The following is an 18290-nucleotide window of genomic DNA, read 5'->3' as shown; positions in this document are numbered from 1 at the left end:
AGTTGATTTGCTTACTTGGTACCAAAGCCGCCGCCACCCGGCGTCTCGATGGCGAACACGTCGCCCGCCTGCATCTCGGCCGTGTGCGTGGCGCCGAATTCCTCTACCGTGCCGTCGCCGCGCTCGACCCAGTTGCGGCCCAGCGCTCCCGGCGCCGCTCCCTCCAGCCCGAACGGCGCGATGCGGCGGTGGCCGGCCAGGATATTGGCCGTCATCGCCTCCAGGAAGCGGATGCGGCGCAGCGCACCGTCGCCGCCCCGCTGCGCGCCCTCGCCGCCGCTGCCGCGCCGGATCGCATGCGTTTCGACCAGCACCGGGAAGCGCCATTCCAGTACCTCCGGATCGGTCATGCGCGAGTTGGTCATGTGCGTTTGCACGGCGGCCGTGCCGTCGAAGCCCGGCCCCGCACCGGAACCGCCGGCGATGGTCTCGTAGTACTGGTGCTCCGCGTTCCCGAAGGTGAAGTTGTTCATCGTGCCCTGCGAGGCCGACATCACACCCAGCGCTCCATACAGCGCGTCGGTGACGTACTGCGACACTTCCACATTCCCAGCCACCACGGCCGCCGGGTAGCGCGGGTTGAGCATCGAGCCTTCCGGGATGATCAGCTTGAGCGGTTTGAGCACGCCCTCGTTCATCGGGATGTCGCTGTCGATCAGAGTGCGGAACACGTACAGCACGGCGGCCTTGCAGACCGATAGCGGCGCGTTGAAGTTGGTCGGCCGCTGCTCGCTGGTGCCGGTGAAGTCCACCGTGGCGCTGCGGCTGGCGTGGTCGATGGTCAGCTTCACGCGCAGCACGGCGCCGTCGTCCATCTCGTAGGAGAAGCTGGCGTCGCGTAGTCCGCCGATGGCCTTGCGCACCGCCGCTTCGGCGTTGTCCTGCACGTGGCCCATGTAGGCCAGCACCACGTCCTCGCCGTAGCAGGCGGTGGCCTTCAGCAGTTCGTTGGCGCCGGTCTCGCAGGCGCCCAGCTGGGCGATCAGGTCGGCGATGTTCTGGTCGATGTTACGGCTCGGCCAAGGCCCGGCGGCGAACAGGCCGCGCACCAGCGGTTCCTGGAACACGCCACGATCGACGATCTTGATGTTATCGAGCAGGACGCCCTCTTCCAAAATGCTGGTGCTGTTGGGCGGCATGGAGCCGGGCGTGATGCCGCCGACGTCGCCGTGGTGGCCGCGCGCGGCGACGTAGAACAGCGGCTGCTCTCCATCGCCGTACACCGGGCATACCACCGTGATGTCCGGCAGGTGCGTGCCGCCGTTGTAAGGTACGTTCAGCACATAGGCGTCGCCCGGCGCCATCGTGGCCGCATGCTGGCGGATCACGCACAACACGCTGTCGCTCATCGAGCCCAGATGGACCGGGATGTGCGGCGCGTTGGCGATCAGATTGCCGTGGCGGTCGAAGATGGCGCAGGAGAAGTCCAACCGCTCCTTCATGTTGACCGAGTAGGCGGTGTTCTCCAGCGTGGTGCCCATCTGCTTGGCGATCGCCATGAACAGGTTGTTGAAGATCTCCAGATGGATGGGATGCACGGCGGTGGTCATCTTGTGCGCGCTGCCTGCGGCCACGCCGCGTTCCAGCAACAGCGTGTGGTCGGGCAGCACGCGCGCGGTCCAGCCGGCATCCACCACGGTGGTGGCGATCTCCTCGCGGATTAGCGCCGGCCCGGCCACGCGGCTACCCACCGGCAGCTCGGCGCGCACGTGCAGCGCGATCGGCACGGTCTGGCCATCGACGTAGCTGTAGACGCGGCCGGGAGAATCGCCCCCGCCGCCAGCCGGCACTTCGATGACGAAGCCGGCGCCGTCGCCCGCGCCTATCGCTTCGGCGGACACCGACTCGATCACCAGCGGCTGGCCTTCCATGACGAAGCCGAAGCGGCCGCGATACAGCGTCGCAAAGGCCTCGCTCATCTCGGCCATGCTGGCCAGCGGGATGACGAAGGCCGAATCGCTGTCTTGGTACTTGAGCCGCGCGCACAGTTCAACGCGGATGTCTTCCTGCGCCACCTGCTGCTCCAGCAGTTCGGTGGCGGCGTCGCGCGCCAGCGCCACCAGCTGCGGCCCCAGCTCGGCCAGCGTGGCGTCGCTGAGCGCCTGCTCGACGGCGCCCTCGCGCATGGCGCGGATATCGGCCAGCCCCATGCCGAACGCCGACAACACGCCGGCAAACGGATGGATGACGATCTTGGTCATGCCCAGCACATCGGCCACGCGGCAGGCGTGCTGGCCGCCGGCGCCGCCGAAGCAGCACATGGCGTAGCGGCTGACGTCATAGCCGCGCTCCACCGAGATCGATTTGATGGCCTGCGCCATATTGTCGACCGCCACCGCCAGGAAGCCGTCGGCCACGGCGGATGGCGACAGCCGGGTGCCGGTTTCGCGGGCGATCTTCTCGGCCAGTTCGCCGAAGGCGCGCACCACCACGTCCCGGTCCAGCGGCTGGTCGCCGTTAGGGCCGAACACGCGGGGGAAGTGCTCCGGCTGGATACGGCCCAGCATCACGTTGCAGTCGGTGACGGTCAGCGGGCCGCCCTTGCGGTAGCTGGCCGGCCCCGGATTGGCACCCGCCGATTCCGGCCCCACCTTGAAGCGGCCGTTCTCGAAGCTGCAAATCGAGCCGCCGCCCGCAGCCACGGTATGAATGTGCATCATCGGCGCGCGCACCCGCACGCCGGCAACCACGGTCTCGAACACGCGCTCGTAGGCGCCGTCGTAGTGGGCGACGTCGGTCGAAGTGCCGCCCATGTCGAAGCCGATCACCTGTTTCAGGCCTATCGCCTCGCAGCTCTTGACTGCGCCGACGATGCCGCCGGCGGGGCCGGACAGGATCGCGTCCTTGCCCTGGAAGCGGCGGGCGTCGGTCAGGCCGCCGTTGGACTGCATGAACATGATGCGTACATCGCCCGTATCGGCCGACACCCGCGACACGTAGTCGCGCAGCACCGGCGACAGGTAGGCGTCCACCACGGTGGTGTCGCCACGGCCGACGATCTTCATCAAAGGGCTGACCTGATGGCTGACGGAGATCTGCGTGAAACCTGTCTCCTCGGCCAGCGCCCGCAGCCGCTGCTCGTGCTGCGGGAAGCGGTAGGCGTGCATCAGCACGATGGCGATGGCGTCGATGCCCATCGCCCGCAGCGCCACGAACTGGCCGCGCAGCCGCTCTTCGTCCGGCACTTCCAGCACCTCGCCGCGCGCGCCGATGCGCTCATCGATCTCGATCACCTTTTCGTAGATCAGGTCCGGCAGCTCGATGCGCATGGCGAAGATGTCCGGCCGGTCCTGGTAGCCGATGCGCAGCTGGTCGGCGAAACCACGGGTGATCGCCAGCGCCGTGCGCGCGCCCTTGCGCTCCAGCAGCGCGTTGGTGGCGACGGTGGTGCCCATCTTGATCACTTCGATCTGCTCGGCCGGCAACGGCTCGCCGGTCTTCAGCCCGAGCAGGTCGCGCATGCCCTGGGTGACGGCGTCTTCGTAGCGCTCCGGGTATTCGGACAGCAGCTTGTGCGTCACCAGCTTGCCGTCCGGGCGGCGTGCGACGATGTCGGTGAAGGTGCCGCCGCGGTCTACCCAGAACTGCCAGCGAAGTGGTTGGGCGGGGATGTCGTTTTTCATGGTGTGGCCTCTGCTATTACTGTTAGCTGTACTAAGTCAGGATTCAAGTTGTTTGCCGGCGGTTTCGGGCAGCGTCAGCGCGGCCAGTATCATCACGCCGTAGGCCGTGCCGGCGAACACGCCGATCGCCTCGCCCAGCGCCATCGACTGGCTGCTCATGCCTATCATCAGCGGGAACAGCGAGCCGATGGCGCGGCCCATGTTGTAGCTGAAGCCTTGGCCGGAGCCGCGTATCGAGGTCGGGAACAATTCGGTGAGGAAGGCACCCATGCCGCTGAACACGCCGGACACGCAGAAGCCCAGCGGGAAGCCCAGGAACAGCATCACGCCGTCCGTCACCGGCAGCCGGGTGTAGGCCAGCGCGATACACATCGAACCGGTGGCGAACAGGATGAAGTTCTTCTTGCGGCCCAGATAGTCGGTCAGGAAGGCGCTGACGATGTAGCCCACGTAGGAGCCAACGATCACCATCGCCAGGTAGCCGCCGGTGCCCAGCACCGTCAGATGGCGCTCGGTCTTGAGGAAGGTCGGCAGCCAGGTGGTGATGGCGTAATAGCCGCCCTGGGCGCCGGTGGTCAGCAGCACGGCACGCAGCGTGGTGCTCAGCATCTTGGGCGCGAAGATCGCGGCGAACGAGACGCGGTCCTGCGGCGCCACCTTGTTCTGCTGGGCGACGAAGACTTCCGGCTCGTCGACGAAGCGGCGGATGAAGATCACGAACAGCGCAGGCAGTATCCCCAGCAGGAACAGCGAGCGCCAGGCCCAGTCGGCCGGCAGCAGCGAGAACATCAGCGCATACAGCAGCGCCGACACGCCCCAGCCGATCGCCCATCCCGCCTGCACCATGCCCACCGCCTTGCCGCGGTCCTTGGCGCGGATTACCTCGCCGATCAGGATGGCGCCGGCGGTCCACTCGCCGCCCATGCCGAAGCCCATCAGGCCGCGCGCCACCAGCAGCTGCGTGAAGTTCTGCGCCAGTCCGCACAATACGGTGAAGAAGGCGAACCACAGAATGGTCAGCTGCAGCGTCTTGACGCGGCCGATGCGGTCCGACAGGATGCCGGCGATCCAGCCGCCGGCGGCGGAGGTCAGCAAGGTGACGGTGCCGATCAAGCCGGCGTCGCCCTTGGACAGGCCCCAGGTGGCGATCAGCGTCGGGATCACAAAGCTGAGGAACTGCGTGTCCATCGCGTCGAGCGCGTAGCCGATCTTGCAGCTCCAGAAGGTACGGCGCTCCTTGCCGGTCAGTGCGTGGAACCAGGAGAAGAATCCTTCTTTCTCGGCGGTCGATAGTGCTGTGGTGTTCATTGTGCTCCCCTATTTTTCAGGCGCAGCACTCCCCGTTCGGACGCGCGCTGCGGGTCCGTCGTGGGTGCCACTGTGGTTTTAAGTCAGAACGCTGCTAAGGATGAATTGAGGATGTCGGTGACGAGCATGTACCCCGGCTGGTGGGTGATCGCCAGCGGCAGGCGCGCGTGGCGGATGGCTTCCTGCGGCGTGACGCCGCATGCCCAGAAGACCGGTATTTCGTCAGGCATGATCTCGACCGCGTCGCCGTACTCGGGGCGGTTGATGTCGGCGATGCCGATCAATGCTGGGTCGCCCAGATGCACCGGGGCGCCGTGCACCGCAGGGAAGCGGCTGGTAATCTGGATGGCGCGGATCGCGTCGGCGGCCTTCATCGGCCGCATCGACACCACCATCTCGCCGCCGAAAGGACCGGCGCCGTGGTTGCGGATATTGGTGCGGTACATGGCGACGTTGCGGCGCTGCTCGATGTGGCGCAGCTTGATGCCGGCGTCGATCAGCATCTGCTCGAACGAGAACGAACAGCCGATCGCGAACACCACCAGGTCATCGCGCCAAAGGTCGTGCAGCGCGTGCGTTTGCGCGGCCAGTTCGCCGTCGCGGTAGATGTTGTAGCCGGGCGTGTCGCTGCGCAGGTCCATGTCGGCGCCCAGCGCGCTGACGTTCCACTGTCCCGGCTCGCCAACCGCCAGCAGCGGGCAGGCGCGCTGATTGCGCTGGCAGAAAAGCAGGAAGGCGTCGGCATGCGCCTGCGGCAGGATCACCAGGTTGGCCTGGGCGTAGGCGCCGCAGTAGCCGGCGGTGGGCAGGCGGAACTCGCCGCTGCGCACCTGGTGACGTAATTGAAGTGGGGTCATGGCGTGTCTCGCTTTTATCGTCGTTCTTATCGTTTAAAAGTCATGATTAACTTGCATGAGTTAAGAATAAACTTGAATAACCCTACACGCCATCTAGTTATTTTTGCTGTTGTTGTATAGTTTTTCTTACCACTCCGCGCTATCTTGGTGCGCCGGGTTAAGGTATTCTTGTCTGCCATGAACACCCGCTTCCTGGAGACCTTCGTCACTCTCGCCCAGTTGCGCAGCTTCCGCGCCACGGCGCGCGCGCTGCACGCGACGCCGGCCGCCATCTCGCTGCGCATCAAGACGCTGGAGGAAGAGCTGCAAACGGAGTTGATCGACCGCGCCAGCAAGGACTTCCGCCTGACCGCCAACGCCGAATACCTGCTGGCCCACGCCAAGGCGGTGGTCGACGCCACGCGCCGGCTGACGGCGGCGGCGCAGAAGGACAGCGCGATCCGAGGCCGCCTGCGCGTGGGAGTGATCGAATCGGTGGTCCATAGCTGGCTGGCGCAGTATATCCGCGAGTTGAACACCACCTATCCCGAACTGGAAGTCGATCTGGCGGTCGACATGAGCAATGTGCTGGAGCGCCGGCTGCGCGCGCGCGAACTCGATCTGGTGATCCAGGTAGAGGGCGTGGAGAGCAGCGACATCGTCTCCGAAGCGCTGGCGGTGTATCCGCTGCACTGGATCGCCCGCAAAGGGCTGGTCGACACGCGCAAGGAAGGCTTGAACCAGCGCCTGCTGGCCCTGCCCATCCTGACCTTCGGGCGCGGCACGGCGCCGCAGCGCATGATCGAGGAGATCGTCAGCAAGATGGCCAACCTGGCGATGGTGCCGCTGGAGCAGACCCGCATCACCTGCTCGCCGTCGGTGGCGGCCATCGTGCAGCTGGTGAAGGACGGCTACGGCGTCGCGGCCATCCCCAGCCTGTTCGTGGTCGATGCGCTCAACAGCGGCGAGTTCATCGAACTGCCGGTGCAGCCGGAACCGCCGGCCATTATCGTGTCGATGTGCTTCCACTCCAACGCCGAGATGCTGGTGCACGCCGCCGCCAACGCCGCCCGCCAGTCCTGCGCCAGCTACTGCGCACAGGTCGATCCCCGCTACATCAAGTCGCTGGGCTAAGTCCCAAGTTCGTAGCCGCCATCGCGCAACAGTAAAAATACTGGGGTGCTTGTGCATGGTTTTATTTGCACTATTATCTTCCTGCCGGCGCACCCACAATCACGGAGACAAATCATGGCAATCAACATCAAGCATTTGATGTCGCGTGTGCTCGCCGCTGCGATCCTGCTGCTGACGGTCTGCACGGCACAAGCAGTGACTGCCGGCCCCGGCGCCTGGAGCGTGCAGCAGACCTGGGCCGCCGACAGCGTCAACGGCGGCAACCTGACCGGCTATTTCTACTGGCCCGCCTCGCAGCCCACGCTGGGCGGCAAGCGCGCGCTGGTGCTGGTGCTGCACGGTTGCCTGCAAACGGCCGGCGGGGACGTAATCAACACCACCGGCGACGGCGGCTACAACTGGAAGGCCGCTGCCGACCAATACGGGGCCGTGATCGTGGCGCCCAACGCCACCGGCAATGTCTACAACAACCATTGCTGGGACTACGCCAACACCACCCACAACCGCAGCGCCGCCGGGCACGACGCCATCCTGCTCGACCTGGTCGGCCGCTTCGTCAACGATCCGCAATTGGCCATCGACCCGAATCAGGTCTATGTCACAGGCCTGTCGTCGGGCGGCGGCGAGACCATGGTGCTGGGCTGCCTGGCGCCGGACATCTTCGCCGGGGTCGGCATCAATGCGGGGCCGCCGCCGGGCACCACCACGCTGCAGATCGGCGCTGTACCCTCCGGCTATACGGCCGCCACGGCGGGCAGCAAGTGCAAGGCCATGGCGGGCGCCAACGCCGGTGCCTTCGCTACGCAGATCGCCGGCGCGGTGTGGGGCACGTCCGACTTCACGGTGGCGCAGGGCTACGGGCCTATCGACACGGCCGGCATCCGCCTGGCTTACGGCGGCAGCTACACCAAGGGCGCCGCAGTAGCGGTGGCTGGCGGCGGCAGCAACGTCCCCTACATCGACAGCAACGGCAAGCTGCGCACGCATGAGATCACGGTGAGCGGCATGGGCCATGCGTGGCCGGCCGGCAGCGGCGGCCAGAACACCAACTATGTCGACAGCACGCGGGTCAACTACCCGGCCTTCGTCATGGATTTCTGGTTCAAGAATAATCTGCGGGCGCCGGCGACGCCGGGACCGGAGATGACCTCCTGCGGCAGCACGGTGGTCAGCGGCAGCGGCGTCACCATCAGCGGCGCGGGCACGGCCACAGGAGGCGTGGCCAGCTACGGCGTGCTACTGAACGGGCCGAGCACCATCAACGACAACGCGGCCGGTAGCGGCGCCAGCTTCAGCAAGACCTACAACCTGGCCAGCGGCTACTACACCGGCAGCGTCACCGCCACCGACACGCTGGGCCAGGTCTCGACCGGATGTCCGCTGGCGCAATTCCTGGTCGGCAGCGCACCGGTGCTGCAACCGCCGACCGGCCTGGCCGCCGGCACGCCAACCGCCAGCAGCGTGCCTTTGAGTTGGAACGCGGTCAGCGGCGCCAGTGGCTACAACGTGTATCGCAACGGCGCCAAGCTGACCGCATCGCCGTTGACCGCGACTGGCTACACCGCAAGCGGGCTGGCGGCGGCCACCACGTACAGCTTCGCCGTATCGGCGGTGGGCGCGTCGAGCGAGAGCGCGCTGTCGGCGGCCATCAACGTCACCACCGCGCCGGCGTGGAGCTGCACCACTGTCAACGCCAGCAACTATGCGCACGTGCAGGCCGGACGCGCGCACGACAGCGGCGGCTATGCGCTGGCCAACGGCTCCAATCAGAACATGGGCTTGGACAATCTGTTCTACAGCAGCGTGCTGGCGCAGACGGCGGCGGGTTACTACATCATCGGCGCCTGTCCTTGAGCCGCTACAGCGCCAGCGTGAGCGCGGCGCTGCCGGCGGCGGGGACGGTGGAGCACAGCAGCACCTGGCCAGGGGCGATGTCGGCGCTGCACTGGCGGGTATATTCGACTTCGCCAGAGAGCAGGCCAACCGCGCAGGAACCGCACTGGCCGGAGCGGCAGCTCGCTTCGGCCGCGATGCCCTTGGATTCCGCCAGCGCCAGCAAGCTGGCCGCGCTGCCGTCCCACAGCGCCGACGTGCCCGACTGTGTGAACTGCACCGGCACGTGCTGCGCCGGCCCTGCGCGTCGGGCTGTTCCGGCCGCCGGCGCTGCATTGCGCCGCACGCTGGCCGGGCCGAAGGCTTCGAAACGTATGCGCTCGTCGGCGATGTTCAGGCCCCGCAGGCCGTCATACATCTGCTGCATGAACGCGGCCGGGCCGCACAGGTAGAAATCGTAGTCGTCGAACGGCAGCTGCGTCTTCAGCCAATCGATGTCGATGCGGCCGCTGCTGGCCTGCCAGTTGACGATGTCGCTGGCCACGCCGTCGGCGCCGCTGTAGCGTATGTGGACATTCAGGTTGCGGTGGCCCGCCGCCATCGTTTTCAGGTGCTCGGCAAACGGTTGCTCGTCGCGGTTGCGGGCGCCGTGGAAGAAGTGGATGGCGTGCCGGTGGCGCGTGCGGCTGCCGTTCACCAGCAAGCCGTTCAGCATGGCGATCATCGGTGTGATGCCGATGCCGGCCGATAGCAGCACCACCGGGCGCCGCGTGCCCCGCTCGAAAACAAAATCGCCGCCAGGCCCCTGCAGCTCGACGCGCGCGCCCGGCGCCAGATGCTCGTGCAGCCAGCTTGAGACCGCGCCGTCGCGCTTGACGCTGATGCGGTAGCGGCGGCCGTTGGGCGCGTCGGACAACGTGTAGCTGCGGATGCGCGCGGCGGCTCCGGCTTCGGCATCGCCCGGCAGCCGCAGTGAAATGAACTGGCCCGGCACATGCGCGGCGACACCCAATCCATCGGCCGGCTCCAGATAAAACGATTGCACGCTGGCGCTTTCGCGCACCACTTCGGTGACGGTGTACGGCCGCCATCTGCCGGTCAGCGCTGCCGCCTGCTGCGCGCGGTCGGCTTCCTCCCAACGGCCGGTACGTGCCACTTGCGAAGCTGGCTTGGGCGCGCTCCAGCGGAACGGCAGCGCGCCCACATTGCGCACCACTTCGCGCACATGAAAGCGCAGCAGTTGCTCGGCGCCCGCGAAAGCTTGCAGTTGCGGGCCTTCCCAGATGATCTCCGCCTCCACCGCCACGTGCAGCATGTCGCCGCTGTCGAAGTCAATGAACAGCAGGCCCGCGCGCGGATGGCCGAGCAGATTGCCCAGCGTGTTGAAAAAGAAGTTGCCGACGAATTCGGGCGACGTCAGCGTGCGCTCATCGTCCACGCGCACGAAGCCCGGCCGTCCGCCGCGATGCGAAACATCGACGCCCTGCCCGCGCCTCGCCTGCGCATCCAGATTGGCGCTGGCGATGAAGAAGGTGTCGGCGCGGGCGATCAGCGCACGGTCCTCCGCGCTCAACGCGGCGGCCCTCAGCACCTGCGCGACGGGCGCGGCCGCCACCGGCGTCTGCACACGGTCCTGGATGTACTGCGGGCAGTTGCCGAAGCTCTGCGACACCGCCACCCGCATGCCGCCTGCATCCATCGCCTCGATCACGCCGTTGACGCGATTGCGCCGCCGCGTGGTCGGCACCAGTCCCAGTCCGCCGAGATGAGCGCCCACGCGCAACTGGCCCTGCAACGGATCGCCGGCCAGCATGCCGCCGGTGATGTGCAACGTGCGCGCATCGGGCGTCGTGATGAAGCCCGCGTCGTTGACCAGCATGGTCGCCCAAGGTTGCCCCGCCTCGTCCAGCGCGCCGATGAAGAACAGCGGCAGCTCGCCGAAGAACTGGCGATGCTGGTCCGGCATGTAGTCGCGCACACCGGCAGCGCCTGCGCCGGCCATCTGCTCGCGCACGCCCACGCGCTGCTGGATCGCCAGCTCGCCGGGGTGGAAGGGAGAGGTATCCATGGGCGCCCCCGCTTAAGCCGCTTCCGGCGATTCCGGTGCCAATCCGGCCTGCGTAGCCGGCATCGCCACAAAGCCCGGCAGCGCGCGCACATTGGCCAACCAATTGCGGATGCTCGGATACGGCTTGAGCGACACGCCGCCTTCCGGCGCATGCTCGATGTAGCTGAAGGCCGCGATGTCGGCGATGCTGGCGTGATCGCCCAGCACATAGCGGCGGCCGGCCAGCTCACGCTCCAGCACATCGAACAGGCGCGTGGAGATGTCCTTGGCCCGCTCATGATCCAGCGGCGCCCCGAACACCGTCACCAGCCGCGCCGCGCACGGACCGTAGGCGATCTTGCCCGACGCCGTGGACAGCCACTGCTGCACCCGAGCCGCCGCCACCGGCTCGCGCGGCAGCCAGCGGCCGCTGTCGTCGTAGCGGGAGGCCAGGTAGACCAGGATCGCGGTCGAATCGGCCAGCGTCACATCGCCATCCTCCAGCACCGGCACTTCGCCGAACGGATTGCGCGCCAGATGCTCGGGCGAGCGGTTCTGGCGGGCGCGCATGTCGATCTCGACAAACTCGTAGGGCAGGTTCAAGAGGCTGAGGAACAGCCGTACGCGGTGGGTGTGGCCGGACAGGGTGGCGCCGTAGAGTTTCATGGTGGTTTCCGTCAGAGTGAAGAGATGGCCCAGTATAGGCAGCCCTCATCGTGCTGATAAGCTGGACAAAAACAGAATCTCAGTTCACTCTAGGTGAACAATAACCACCACCACCCCGCCATGGTCGAACTTAGCAGCGTCAACCTGAACCGCCTGATCACCTTTGTCGCCGTCGTCGAAGCCGGTTCGCTGACGGCCGCCGCCGAGCGCCTCGGGCTGGCCAAGTCCATGGTCAGCAAGCACATGCAGCTGCTGGAGGCCGAGGTCGGCGTCGGCCTGCTGCTGCGCTCCACCCGCAAGCTGGCGCTGACCGAAGCCGGCCGCGCCTTCTACGACGCCAGCCGCCAGCTGCTGCAACAGGCCGAGCAAGCCATCGAACAGGCCCGCAGCAGCCGCGACATCCCGCAAGGCACGCTGCGCGTGGCGTCGCCGATCGATTACGGCGTGATGGTGGTGGCGCCGCTGCTGTCGCAATTGCGGGCGCGCTATCCGGCACTGAAGGTGGAACTGGTCTGCGGCGATGGCCTGATCGACCTGATCGCCGAGGGCATCGACGTCACCGTCCGGCTGGGCAAGCTGGCCGATTCCGGCTACATGGCCGCGCGCGTAGGACGGCTGCGGCGCTGGCTGGTTGCCAGCCCCGCCTTCGTCGCCAGCCACGGCATGCCGGACGGGCCGGAAGCGCTGCCCGCCCTGCCCTACATCGCGCTGACGGTGCTGCAGCAGCCGCAGAGCTTCACACTGGAGCACGCGGACGGCCGCCAGCACGCGGTACGCATGCTCAACACCGTCTTCGCCACCAACACCGCCACCGTCTGCCGCGCCGCCGCGCTGGCCGGCGACGGCGTGCTGCGGGCCACCGAGTTTTCGGTGCGGGAGGATTTGGCGGCCGGGCGCCTGGTGCGGCTGCTGCCGGCGTGGACGCTGCCGGAGAGCGACATCCACGCGGTCTTCCCCGCCTCGCCGCACCTGCCGCAGAAAGTGCGGGTGTTTATCGATGCGCTGAAGCTGGCCGCCGGCGATTGATCAGCGCCGCGCCGACACCACGATGCCGGCGACGATCAGCGCGAACGCCGCCGCGTGGTAGCCATGCGGCGCCTCGCCCAGGAAGGCCGACGACAGCACGGCGGTGAACAAGGGCGTCAGGTTGACGAAGAAGGCGCCTATCGACGGCCCGGCCGCCTGCACGCCCTCGCCCCAGCAGCGGAAGGCGATCACCGCCGGCCCCACCGCCACGTACAGCAGCGCCGCCGCCAGCGTCCAGCTCCACTGCACCGGCGCCGCGCCCAGCGCCTGCTCGCCCAGCGCGAAGCCGCCCGAGCACAGCACGCCGAACGCCACCTGCGCCAGCAGGAAGCCGGCCCAGTCGGCGCGCAGCGCGGCCGGTTCGCGCACCCGCATCAGCAGCCAGCTGTAGAACGACCAGGCGATGGTGGCCAGTATCATGAACAGATCGCCCGCCACCAGCCGCAGCTCCAGCACGTGGCGCCATTCGCCGCGCGCCAGCACCAGCAGCACGCCGGCGATGGACAGCACGGCGCCGGCCACCTGGCGCCGGCTGACCGGCACGCCGAAAAACAGCCAGCCGGTCAGCATCATCCACACCGGCATGCCGGAGGCGACCAAGGTAACGTTGATCGGCGTCGAGGTTTGCAGCGCCATGTATTGCAACGTGTTGTACAGGCCGATGCCGAACAGGCCCAGCAGCGCGTAATGCTTCCAGTAGCGCCACAGGCCGGCCTCGCGCCGGAACACCGGTCCGGCCAGCGGCCACAGCAGCGCGAACGCGATCACCCAGCGCAGCAGGTTCAGCAACACCGGCGGCAGTTGGTCGTGCACCAGGCGGCCGACTATCGAGTTGCCGGCCCACAGCAGCGGCGGCAAGGTCAGCAGGAATACGGTGCGGGGCGTCAGGCGGGTGCTCATCGGGTACTTTTTGTGTAAGAACTATGCAATATTGCAACTTGAGCATAGCCGATTCCGCCATTTCCCGCTGGCGGCGAGCGATAGCATTAGCGCCCAGCCGCCGCGGCGCGGTAAAATACGCGTTGCTGATCCACCCACTTAGAAAATATGAAACTCTCTAAACAACATTCGATGTACGAATCCGAGCACACCCTGTTCATCAAGGCGTTGAAGGAAAAGAACCCGGGCATGGAAGCTGGCCAGCAACAAGGCCGCGCGCTGCTGTGGGATCGTCCGCCGGTATCGCTGGATGAGCAGGAGCGCCAGCTGAAATCGGCCATCAAGCAACAAGCCTACGTCTACCAGAACAAGGTCTAAGCACCCCCGGGGCGGCAAGCATGTTGCCAGACGATATGGCTGAAGTCCAGCCGCCAGCAGCCGACGGCGTCCTCGCCGAGGCAGTGGCACAGCCGTCGCCCGAGGCGGCGGAGCTGGCCACGGCGGCCGCAGCGGTCGAGGCGGCGGCCGTCACCACCGAGGTGGCCGCCCTCGCCCGCCTGTACGGCGAGCCGCTGCTCAAGCTGCCCAACGATCTGTACATCCCGCCCGACGCGCTGGAAATCTTCCTCGAAGCCTTCGAAGGCCCGCTGGACTTGCTGCTCTACCTGATCCGCAAGCAAAACTTCAACATCCTCGACATCCCGATGGCGCAGCTGACGCTGCAATACCTGAAATATGTCGACCAGATCCGCCTGTCCAACCTGGAACTGGCCGCCGAGTACCTGCTGATGGCGGCCATGCTGATCGAGATTAAATCGCGCATGCTGCTGCCGCAGCGCCAGTCCGAGCTCGACATCGAGAGCGACGACCCGCGCGCCGAGCTGGTGCGCCGCCTGCTGGAGTACGAGCAGATCAAGCTGGCCGCCTACGACTTGAACACGATCCCGCAGCTGGACCGCGACTTCGTCCGCACCCAGATCTTCATCGAGCAAAGCCTGGTGCCGACCTGGCCGGACGTGGAGCCTATCGACCTGCAGCAAGCCTGGCTGGACGTTCTCAAGCGCGCCAAGCTGACCCAGCACCACAAGATCAGCCGCGAGGAACTGTCGGTGCGCGAGCACATGACCGGCATCCTGCGGCGCCTGCAATCGAGCCGCTTCGTCGAGTTCGCCGACCTGTTCGACGGCGCCGGCGGCGTGCCGGTGGTGGTGGTGAACTTTGTCGCGCTGCTGGAGCTGGCCAAGGAAACGCTGATCGAAATTACCCAGGCCGAACCGTTTGCGCCCATCTACGTGCGGCTGGCCTACTCGCCCGCCTGACGGCAGGCGCCCCTGAATTCCCATTACGCTCATAGCGACCATGTCATGAAAATCGTCACCTCCATAGAAGAACTGCGCGACCAACTCAGCGGCCAACTGCGCACCGCTTTCGTCCCGACCATGGGCAATCTGCACGAGGGCCACCTGTCCCTGATGCGCCTGGCGCGCAAGCACGGCGACCCGGTGGTGGCGTCGATCTTCGTCAACCGCCTGCAATTCGGCCCGAACGAGGATTTCGACAAATACCCGCGCACCTTCCAGGCCGACGTCGAGAAGCTGGAGAAGGAAGGCGTGTACGTGCTGTTCGCGCCGACCGAAAAGGATTTGTACCCGGAGCCGCAGGAATTCCGCGTGCGTCCGCCGGACGACCTGGGCAACACGCTGGAGGGCGAGTTCCGCCCGGGCTTCTTCACCGGCGTGACCACCGTGGTGCTCAAGCTGTTCTCCTGCGTGCAGCCGCGCGTGGCCGTGTTCGGCAAGAAGGATTACCAGCAGCTGATGATCGTGCGTAACATGAGCCGCCAGTTCGCGCTGCCGACCGAGATCATCGCCGCCGAGACCTACCGCGCCGACGACGGCCTGGCGCTGTCGTCGCGCAATATGTACCTGTCGCCGGCCGAGCGCGCCGAAGCGCCGGCCCTGTACCAGAGCCTGAACTCGGTCGCGGCCGAAGTGCGCTCCGGCCACCTGGACATCTTCCAGCTGGAGCACAAGGCGATGGACGATCTGGCCCAGCGCGGCTGGAAGCCTGACTACATCTCGATCCGCAAGCGCATCGACCTGCAACCGCCGAGCGCCGGCGACCTGGCGCAAGGCACGCCGCTGGTGGTGCTGGCCGCCGCCAAGCTGGGCTCGACCCGTTTGATCGACAATCTGGAAATTTAAGGTTTAGGCGGCGGGGCCGCCGGCAGTACGCTGACGCCCTGCGGCGACACCTGGATGATCACGGCCGGCGTCGCCGGCGCGGCCGGCTGCGCCTTGGGCACAGCGTTGTTCAGCACGAAGGTGATCACCGTGACGGAAATGGTGATCGAAGCAATAAACAACCCTACCAGCCATTTGACGAACTGAGAAACCGCGCTTTCGACGGTACTCACAATCTTGGCCTCCACCGCCACCCGCATCGCCTCCATCGAGTCGCGAATCGCCTCGGTGCGCTCGTCGAGCACAGCCCGGAGGCCATCCGCCCTGGCGTCGATATACTCTTTGTCGGAATTCGCGTTCATCCGCCGATAATCCGCCCCGCAACCGCCCCTGTCAACGCCCGCACGGACGCCGTTTCCGACGGATCAGGCGGCGACGTTTTGCGCCCAGGCCAGCGCGGACAGGTGGGCCTGGTTCACATCTTCCGGGCTCAGCTTGAGGGAGGCGGCCAGCGAGGCCACCAGGTCGGAATTGAGTTCGCAAGCCTCGGCCAGCGCCAGATACGGCCCGTACTTGCCGCTGCGCGTCAGCAGCGCCGCCACCACATCGTCGGACAGCTGGATGTTGGCCAGCACTTCCTGCATGCTGATGCCCAGCAGCCGGTCCAGCAGCGAGAACATGCCCGCCACGAAGACGTTTTCCGCTTCGCTCTTGCCCAGCGCGCCCACCGCCAGCAGCTCGGCCAGGCGGCCGCGCACCACCGCCGTCTCCAGCAGCACCGGCGAATAGCCGGAAGTGCTGGCCGTCGCCAGCAGCAAGGTCAGCCAGCGGTACAGCGGCGTGTAGCCCAGCAAGGTCAGCGCCTGGCGCAGCGACTGGATCTCGCGCCCGGCGCCGAAGCCGGCAGAATTGATAAACCGCAGCAGCTTGTACGACAGCGTGGCGTCGCGCTTGAGCACCGCCTCCAGCTGGGCGATGTCGGCGTTCTGCCGCACCATCTGCATCAGTTGCATGATGATGGCCTGGGCCGGATTCAAGCCCTTGCTGTCGGTGCTGGGACGGGGTGTCAGGTGCAGCTTGCCGACGAAGGCGTTCAGCCCCAGCGCGGCGCAGGCGTCGAAGTCGGCCCAGTTGCTGACCGGCCGCGCCACCATGCCCACCGCCGACTGCTTCAGTGCGGCGTAGGCGCGCGCCTGGGTGCCGACGTCGGCGCCGGAAAAGCGTACTTCAACATACGAGGCGATGGTCGGCAGGCGGTTGCCGATGCGGGCAATGTCGGCCTCGCGCAGCAGGATGCCGACGCCGCCGGCGCGCAGCGCCTGCACGGCGGTCAGCGTGTCGGGACGGGCCAGTTCGGAAGTCTTGATCGAGAGGACGGTGCGTTCCGGCGGCAACTGATGCAAGGCATCGGTCGACAGCATGGCCGGCACCGCTTCGAGGAAAAGGATTTTGTCGCGCAAGGCCCAGTTGCCGTCGGCATCCAGCACCTGGCCGGCGACGAAGGCCACCAGCGCTTCCAGCTCGGCGGGCGAGGACGGCGCAGCGCCCTGCCGCTGCCAGCAGATCTCATACCCAACCACCCGCTGCTTGGGGTCCAGCAGCGGCTCACGAACGAGAAAATTGGTCTGATGCATGATGCTCGTATGGGAGGAGGCCCGTGGCGAACGGGCCGGTACAGATCAAAAGCCCAGACTATCCAGCAAGTCGTCCACCTGCTCCTGGTCAGCCACCACGTTCTCGCGGGTCGGATCGATCTGCGGTCCGTTCAGCAAGCCGTTGTCGATTTCCTTCTTCATCTGTTCAGGCGCAAAGTCGATCAGCATCTGCACCAACTGCTTTTCAAGGTTTTGCGCGATCGAGGTGACTTTCTTGATCACTTGCCCGGTCAAGTCCTGGAAGTCCTGCGCCATCATGATGTCCATCAGATGCGCCTTGGTCTGCGAGGTGCCGGCGGTGGCGCCGTCCAGCGCGGCGATGGTCTGCTGCGCCAGCGCGCGCCATTGCGCGTCGGAAGCGTCGCCGGCCAGCAAGCCGTTCCAGGAAGCGCTCAGCTGTTTGGCATCGCCGGCGATCTGGTCCTGCAAGGGACTGGCGGCGTCGGTGGCGTTCAACACTTTCTGCGCCGCGTCTTCGCTGAGCCGCGCCACATAATCGAGACGGTCGCGGGCGTCGGGGATGTCCGACGCCGCTTTTTCTATCAATTTATCCAGACCCAGGCCGCGCAGGCTTTCATGCAAGGCCCGCGTCATGTGGCCGATACGCGACAAAAACTCCTCATTCGGCTCCACCGCAGTGCCTGCGATGGCGCCGTTTTGTTGCTCAACCATCATCAAGCTCCGAGTTTCTCGAAGATCTTGTTCAGTTTTTCATCCAGCGTTGCAGCGGTGAAGGGCTTGACCACGTAGCCATTGGCGCCGGCCTGGGCCGCCGCGATGATGTTTTCCTTCTTGGCTTCTGCCGTCACCATCAACACCGGCAGCTTGGCCAGCGCAGGATCGGCACGAATGTTTTGCAACATCGTCAAGCCGTCCATGTTCGGCATGTTCCAGTCGGACACGACGAAGTCGAACGATTCGGCACGCAGCTTCGCCAGCGCCATCACGCCGTCCTCTGCCTCGTCGACATTGGCATAACCCAGTTCCTTCAACAGATTCCGGACAATGCGGCGCATCGTCGAAAAATCGTCAACGACTAAAAATTTCATCTTTGGATCAGCCATGAATTACTCCGTTGTTTCTCTACGCGGTTGTTAATA

At 66.2% G+C, this 18290-nt stretch carries 16 protein-coding genes; 6 read left to right on the top strand and 10 right to left on the bottom strand.

Annotated elements, in window-relative coordinates:
- Positions 1–11: 11 nt before the first annotated feature.
- The 3 genes from GEV01_RS08715 to GEV01_RS08705 form a co-directional block, all read right to left on the bottom strand.
- Positions 12–3623, bottom strand: a complete 3612-nt coding sequence (locus GEV01_RS08715; protein WP_152803440.1) for a hydantoinase B/oxoprolinase family protein — start codon at positions 3621–3623, stop codon at positions 12–14.
- A gap of 36 nt (positions 3624–3659) precedes the next feature.
- Positions 3660–4931, bottom strand: coding sequence for an MFS transporter (locus GEV01_RS08710; protein WP_152803438.1), 1272 nt, complete (start codon positions 4929–4931; stop codon positions 3660–3662).
- Positions 4932–5014: 83 nt separating this feature from the next.
- Positions 5015–5806 carry a putative hydro-lyase gene (locus tag GEV01_RS08705; protein ID WP_328595483.1) on the bottom strand — a complete coding sequence of 264 codons (792 nt, stop codon included), beginning with the start codon at positions 5804–5806 and terminating at the stop codon, positions 5015–5017.
- A gap of 159 nt (positions 5807–5965) precedes the next feature.
- Here GEV01_RS08705 and GEV01_RS08700 point away from each other — a divergent pair, with 159 nt between their 5' ends.
- Both GEV01_RS08700 and GEV01_RS08695 read left to right on the top strand, forming a co-directional pair.
- A complete protein-coding gene (locus GEV01_RS08700; RefSeq protein WP_008450047.1) occupies positions 5966–6901 on the top strand; it encodes a LysR family transcriptional regulator in 936 nt (311 codons plus the stop codon).
- Positions 6902–7015: 114 nt separating this feature from the next.
- Positions 7016–8755 (top strand): extracellular catalytic domain type 1 short-chain-length polyhydroxyalkanoate depolymerase, encoded by a 1740-nt coding sequence (locus GEV01_RS08695; protein ID WP_152803434.1) that lies wholly within the window; start codon positions 7016–7018, stop codon positions 8753–8755.
- Between the two features lie 4 nt (positions 8756–8759).
- Here the strand turns inward: GEV01_RS08695 and GEV01_RS08690 are convergent, their stop codons facing one another.
- Together GEV01_RS08690 and GEV01_RS08685 are read right to left on the bottom strand one after the other, a co-directional pair.
- A complete protein-coding gene (locus tag GEV01_RS08690) occupies positions 8760–10802 on the bottom strand; it encodes a 2Fe-2S iron-sulfur cluster-binding protein (protein WP_152803432.1) in 2043 nt (680 codons plus the stop codon).
- Positions 10803–10814: 12 nt separating this feature from the next.
- On the bottom strand, positions 10815–11447 hold the full coding sequence (locus tag GEV01_RS08685) for a glutathione S-transferase family protein (protein ID WP_152803430.1): 633 nt from the start codon (positions 11445–11447) through the stop codon (positions 10815–10817).
- Positions 11448–11567: 120 nt separating this feature from the next.
- Here GEV01_RS08685 and GEV01_RS08680 point away from each other — a divergent pair, with 120 nt between their 5' ends.
- On the top strand, positions 11568–12473 hold the full coding sequence (locus GEV01_RS08680; protein ID WP_152803428.1) for a LysR family transcriptional regulator: 906 nt from the start codon (positions 11568–11570) through the stop codon (positions 12471–12473).
- Here the strand turns inward: GEV01_RS08680 and GEV01_RS08675 are convergent, their stop codons facing one another.
- Positions 12474–13373, bottom strand: coding sequence for a DMT family transporter (locus GEV01_RS08675; protein WP_152803426.1), 900 nt, complete (start codon positions 13371–13373; stop codon positions 12474–12476). It abuts the gene before it with no gap.
- Between the two features lie 147 nt (positions 13374–13520).
- Here GEV01_RS08675 and GEV01_RS08670 point away from each other — a divergent pair, with 147 nt between their 5' ends.
- The 3 genes from GEV01_RS08670 to panC are packed head-to-tail and all read left to right on the top strand — an operon-like array spanning position 13521 to position 15556.
- Positions 13521–13730 carry a DUF3460 family protein gene (locus tag GEV01_RS08670; RefSeq protein ID WP_008450053.1) on the top strand — a complete coding sequence of 70 codons (210 nt, stop codon included), beginning with the start codon at positions 13521–13523 and terminating at the stop codon, positions 13728–13730.
- Between the two features lie 20 nt (positions 13731–13750).
- The gene (locus GEV01_RS08665; protein WP_235914284.1) at positions 13751–14671 is read left to right on the top strand and encodes a segregation and condensation protein A; all 921 of its coding nucleotides are present in this window, start codon (positions 13751–13753) and stop codon (positions 14669–14671) included.
- Between the two features lie 45 nt (positions 14672–14716).
- Complete coding sequence (panC, locus tag GEV01_RS08660) at positions 14717–15556, top strand: pantoate--beta-alanine ligase (RefSeq protein WP_070361329.1); 840 nt, start codon at positions 14717–14719, stop codon at positions 15554–15556.
- Here the strand turns inward: panC and GEV01_RS08655 are convergent.
- The 4 genes from GEV01_RS08655 to cheY form a co-directional block, all read right to left on the bottom strand.
- Complete coding sequence (locus GEV01_RS08655) at positions 15553–15897, bottom strand: hypothetical protein (RefSeq protein WP_152803425.1); 345 nt, start codon at positions 15895–15897, stop codon at positions 15553–15555. The genes panC and GEV01_RS08655 overlap by 4 nt on opposite strands.
- Positions 15898–15960: 63 nt before the next feature.
- Positions 15961–17169, bottom strand: coding sequence for an EAL and HDOD domain-containing protein (locus GEV01_RS08650; RefSeq protein ID WP_152803423.1), 1209 nt, complete (start codon positions 17167–17169; stop codon positions 15961–15963).
- 45 nt (positions 17170–17214) lie between these two features.
- Positions 17215–17862, bottom strand: coding sequence for a protein phosphatase CheZ (cheZ, locus tag GEV01_RS08645; RefSeq protein WP_008450064.1), 648 nt, complete (start codon positions 17860–17862; stop codon positions 17215–17217).
- A 2-nt stretch (positions 17863–17864) separates the two neighbouring features.
- Complete coding sequence (cheY, locus tag GEV01_RS08640) at positions 17865–18254, bottom strand: chemotaxis response regulator CheY (RefSeq protein WP_008450066.1); 390 nt, start codon at positions 18252–18254, stop codon at positions 17865–17867.
- Positions 18255–18290 lie beyond the last annotated feature (36 nt).

The sequence above is a fragment of the Rugamonas rivuli genome (assembly GCF_009380165.1).
Taxonomy (GTDB): Bacteria; Pseudomonadota; Gammaproteobacteria; order Burkholderiales; family Burkholderiaceae_D; genus Rugamonas; species Rugamonas rivuli.
The sequence above is the reverse complement of the archived record's forward strand: the minus strand, read 5'-3'. Positions and strand labels throughout refer to the sequence as shown.

What these genes read in the sequence shown, in the direction of transcription:
- GEV01_RS08690 (WP_152803432.1), bottom strand. Translation starts at nt 10,802, where the DNA reads ATGGATACCTCTCCCTTCCACCCCGGCGAGCTGGCGATCCAGCAGCGC.
- panC (WP_070361329.1), top strand. Translation starts at nt 14,717, where the DNA reads ATGAAAATCGTCACCTCCATAGAAGAACTGCGCGACCAACTCAGCGGC.
- GEV01_RS08685 (WP_152803430.1), bottom strand. Translation starts at nt 11,447, where the DNA reads ATGAAACTCTACGGCGCCACCCTGTCCGGCCACACCCACCGCGTACGG.
- GEV01_RS08675 (WP_152803426.1), bottom strand. Translation starts at nt 13,373, where the DNA reads ATGAGCACCCGCCTGACGCCCCGCACCGTATTCCTGCTGACCTTGCCG.
- GEV01_RS08700 (WP_008450047.1), top strand. Translation starts at nt 5,966, where the DNA reads ATGAACACCCGCTTCCTGGAGACCTTCGTCACTCTCGCCCAGTTGCGC.
- GEV01_RS08695 (WP_152803434.1), top strand. Translation starts at nt 7,016, where the DNA reads ATGGCAATCAACATCAAGCATTTGATGTCGCGTGTGCTCGCCGCTGCG.
- GEV01_RS08665 (WP_235914284.1), top strand. Translation starts at nt 13,751, where the DNA reads ATGTTGCCAGACGATATGGCTGAAGTCCAGCCGCCAGCAGCCGACGGC.
- GEV01_RS08650 (WP_152803423.1), bottom strand. Translation starts at nt 17,169, where the DNA reads ATGCATCAGACCAATTTTCTCGTTCGTGAGCCGCTGCTGGACCCCAAG.
- GEV01_RS08680 (WP_152803428.1), top strand. Translation starts at nt 11,568, where the DNA reads ATGGTCGAACTTAGCAGCGTCAACCTGAACCGCCTGATCACCTTTGTC.
- cheZ (WP_008450064.1), bottom strand. Translation starts at nt 17,862, where the DNA reads ATGGTTGAGCAACAAAACGGCGCCATCGCAGGCACTGCGGTGGAGCCG.
- GEV01_RS08655 (WP_152803425.1), bottom strand. Translation starts at nt 15,897, where the DNA reads ATGAACGCGAATTCCGACAAAGAGTATATCGACGCCAGGGCGGATGGC.
- cheY (WP_008450066.1), bottom strand. Translation starts at nt 18,254, where the DNA reads ATGGCTGATCCAAAGATGAAATTTTTAGTCGTTGACGATTTTTCGACG.
- GEV01_RS08715 (WP_152803440.1), bottom strand. Translation starts at nt 3,623, where the DNA reads ATGAAAAACGACATCCCCGCCCAACCACTTCGCTGGCAGTTCTGGGTA.
- GEV01_RS08710 (WP_152803438.1), bottom strand. Translation starts at nt 4,931, where the DNA reads ATGAACACCACAGCACTATCGACCGCCGAGAAAGAAGGATTCTTCTCC.
- GEV01_RS08670 (WP_008450053.1), top strand. Translation starts at nt 13,521, where the DNA reads ATGAAACTCTCTAAACAACATTCGATGTACGAATCCGAGCACACCCTG.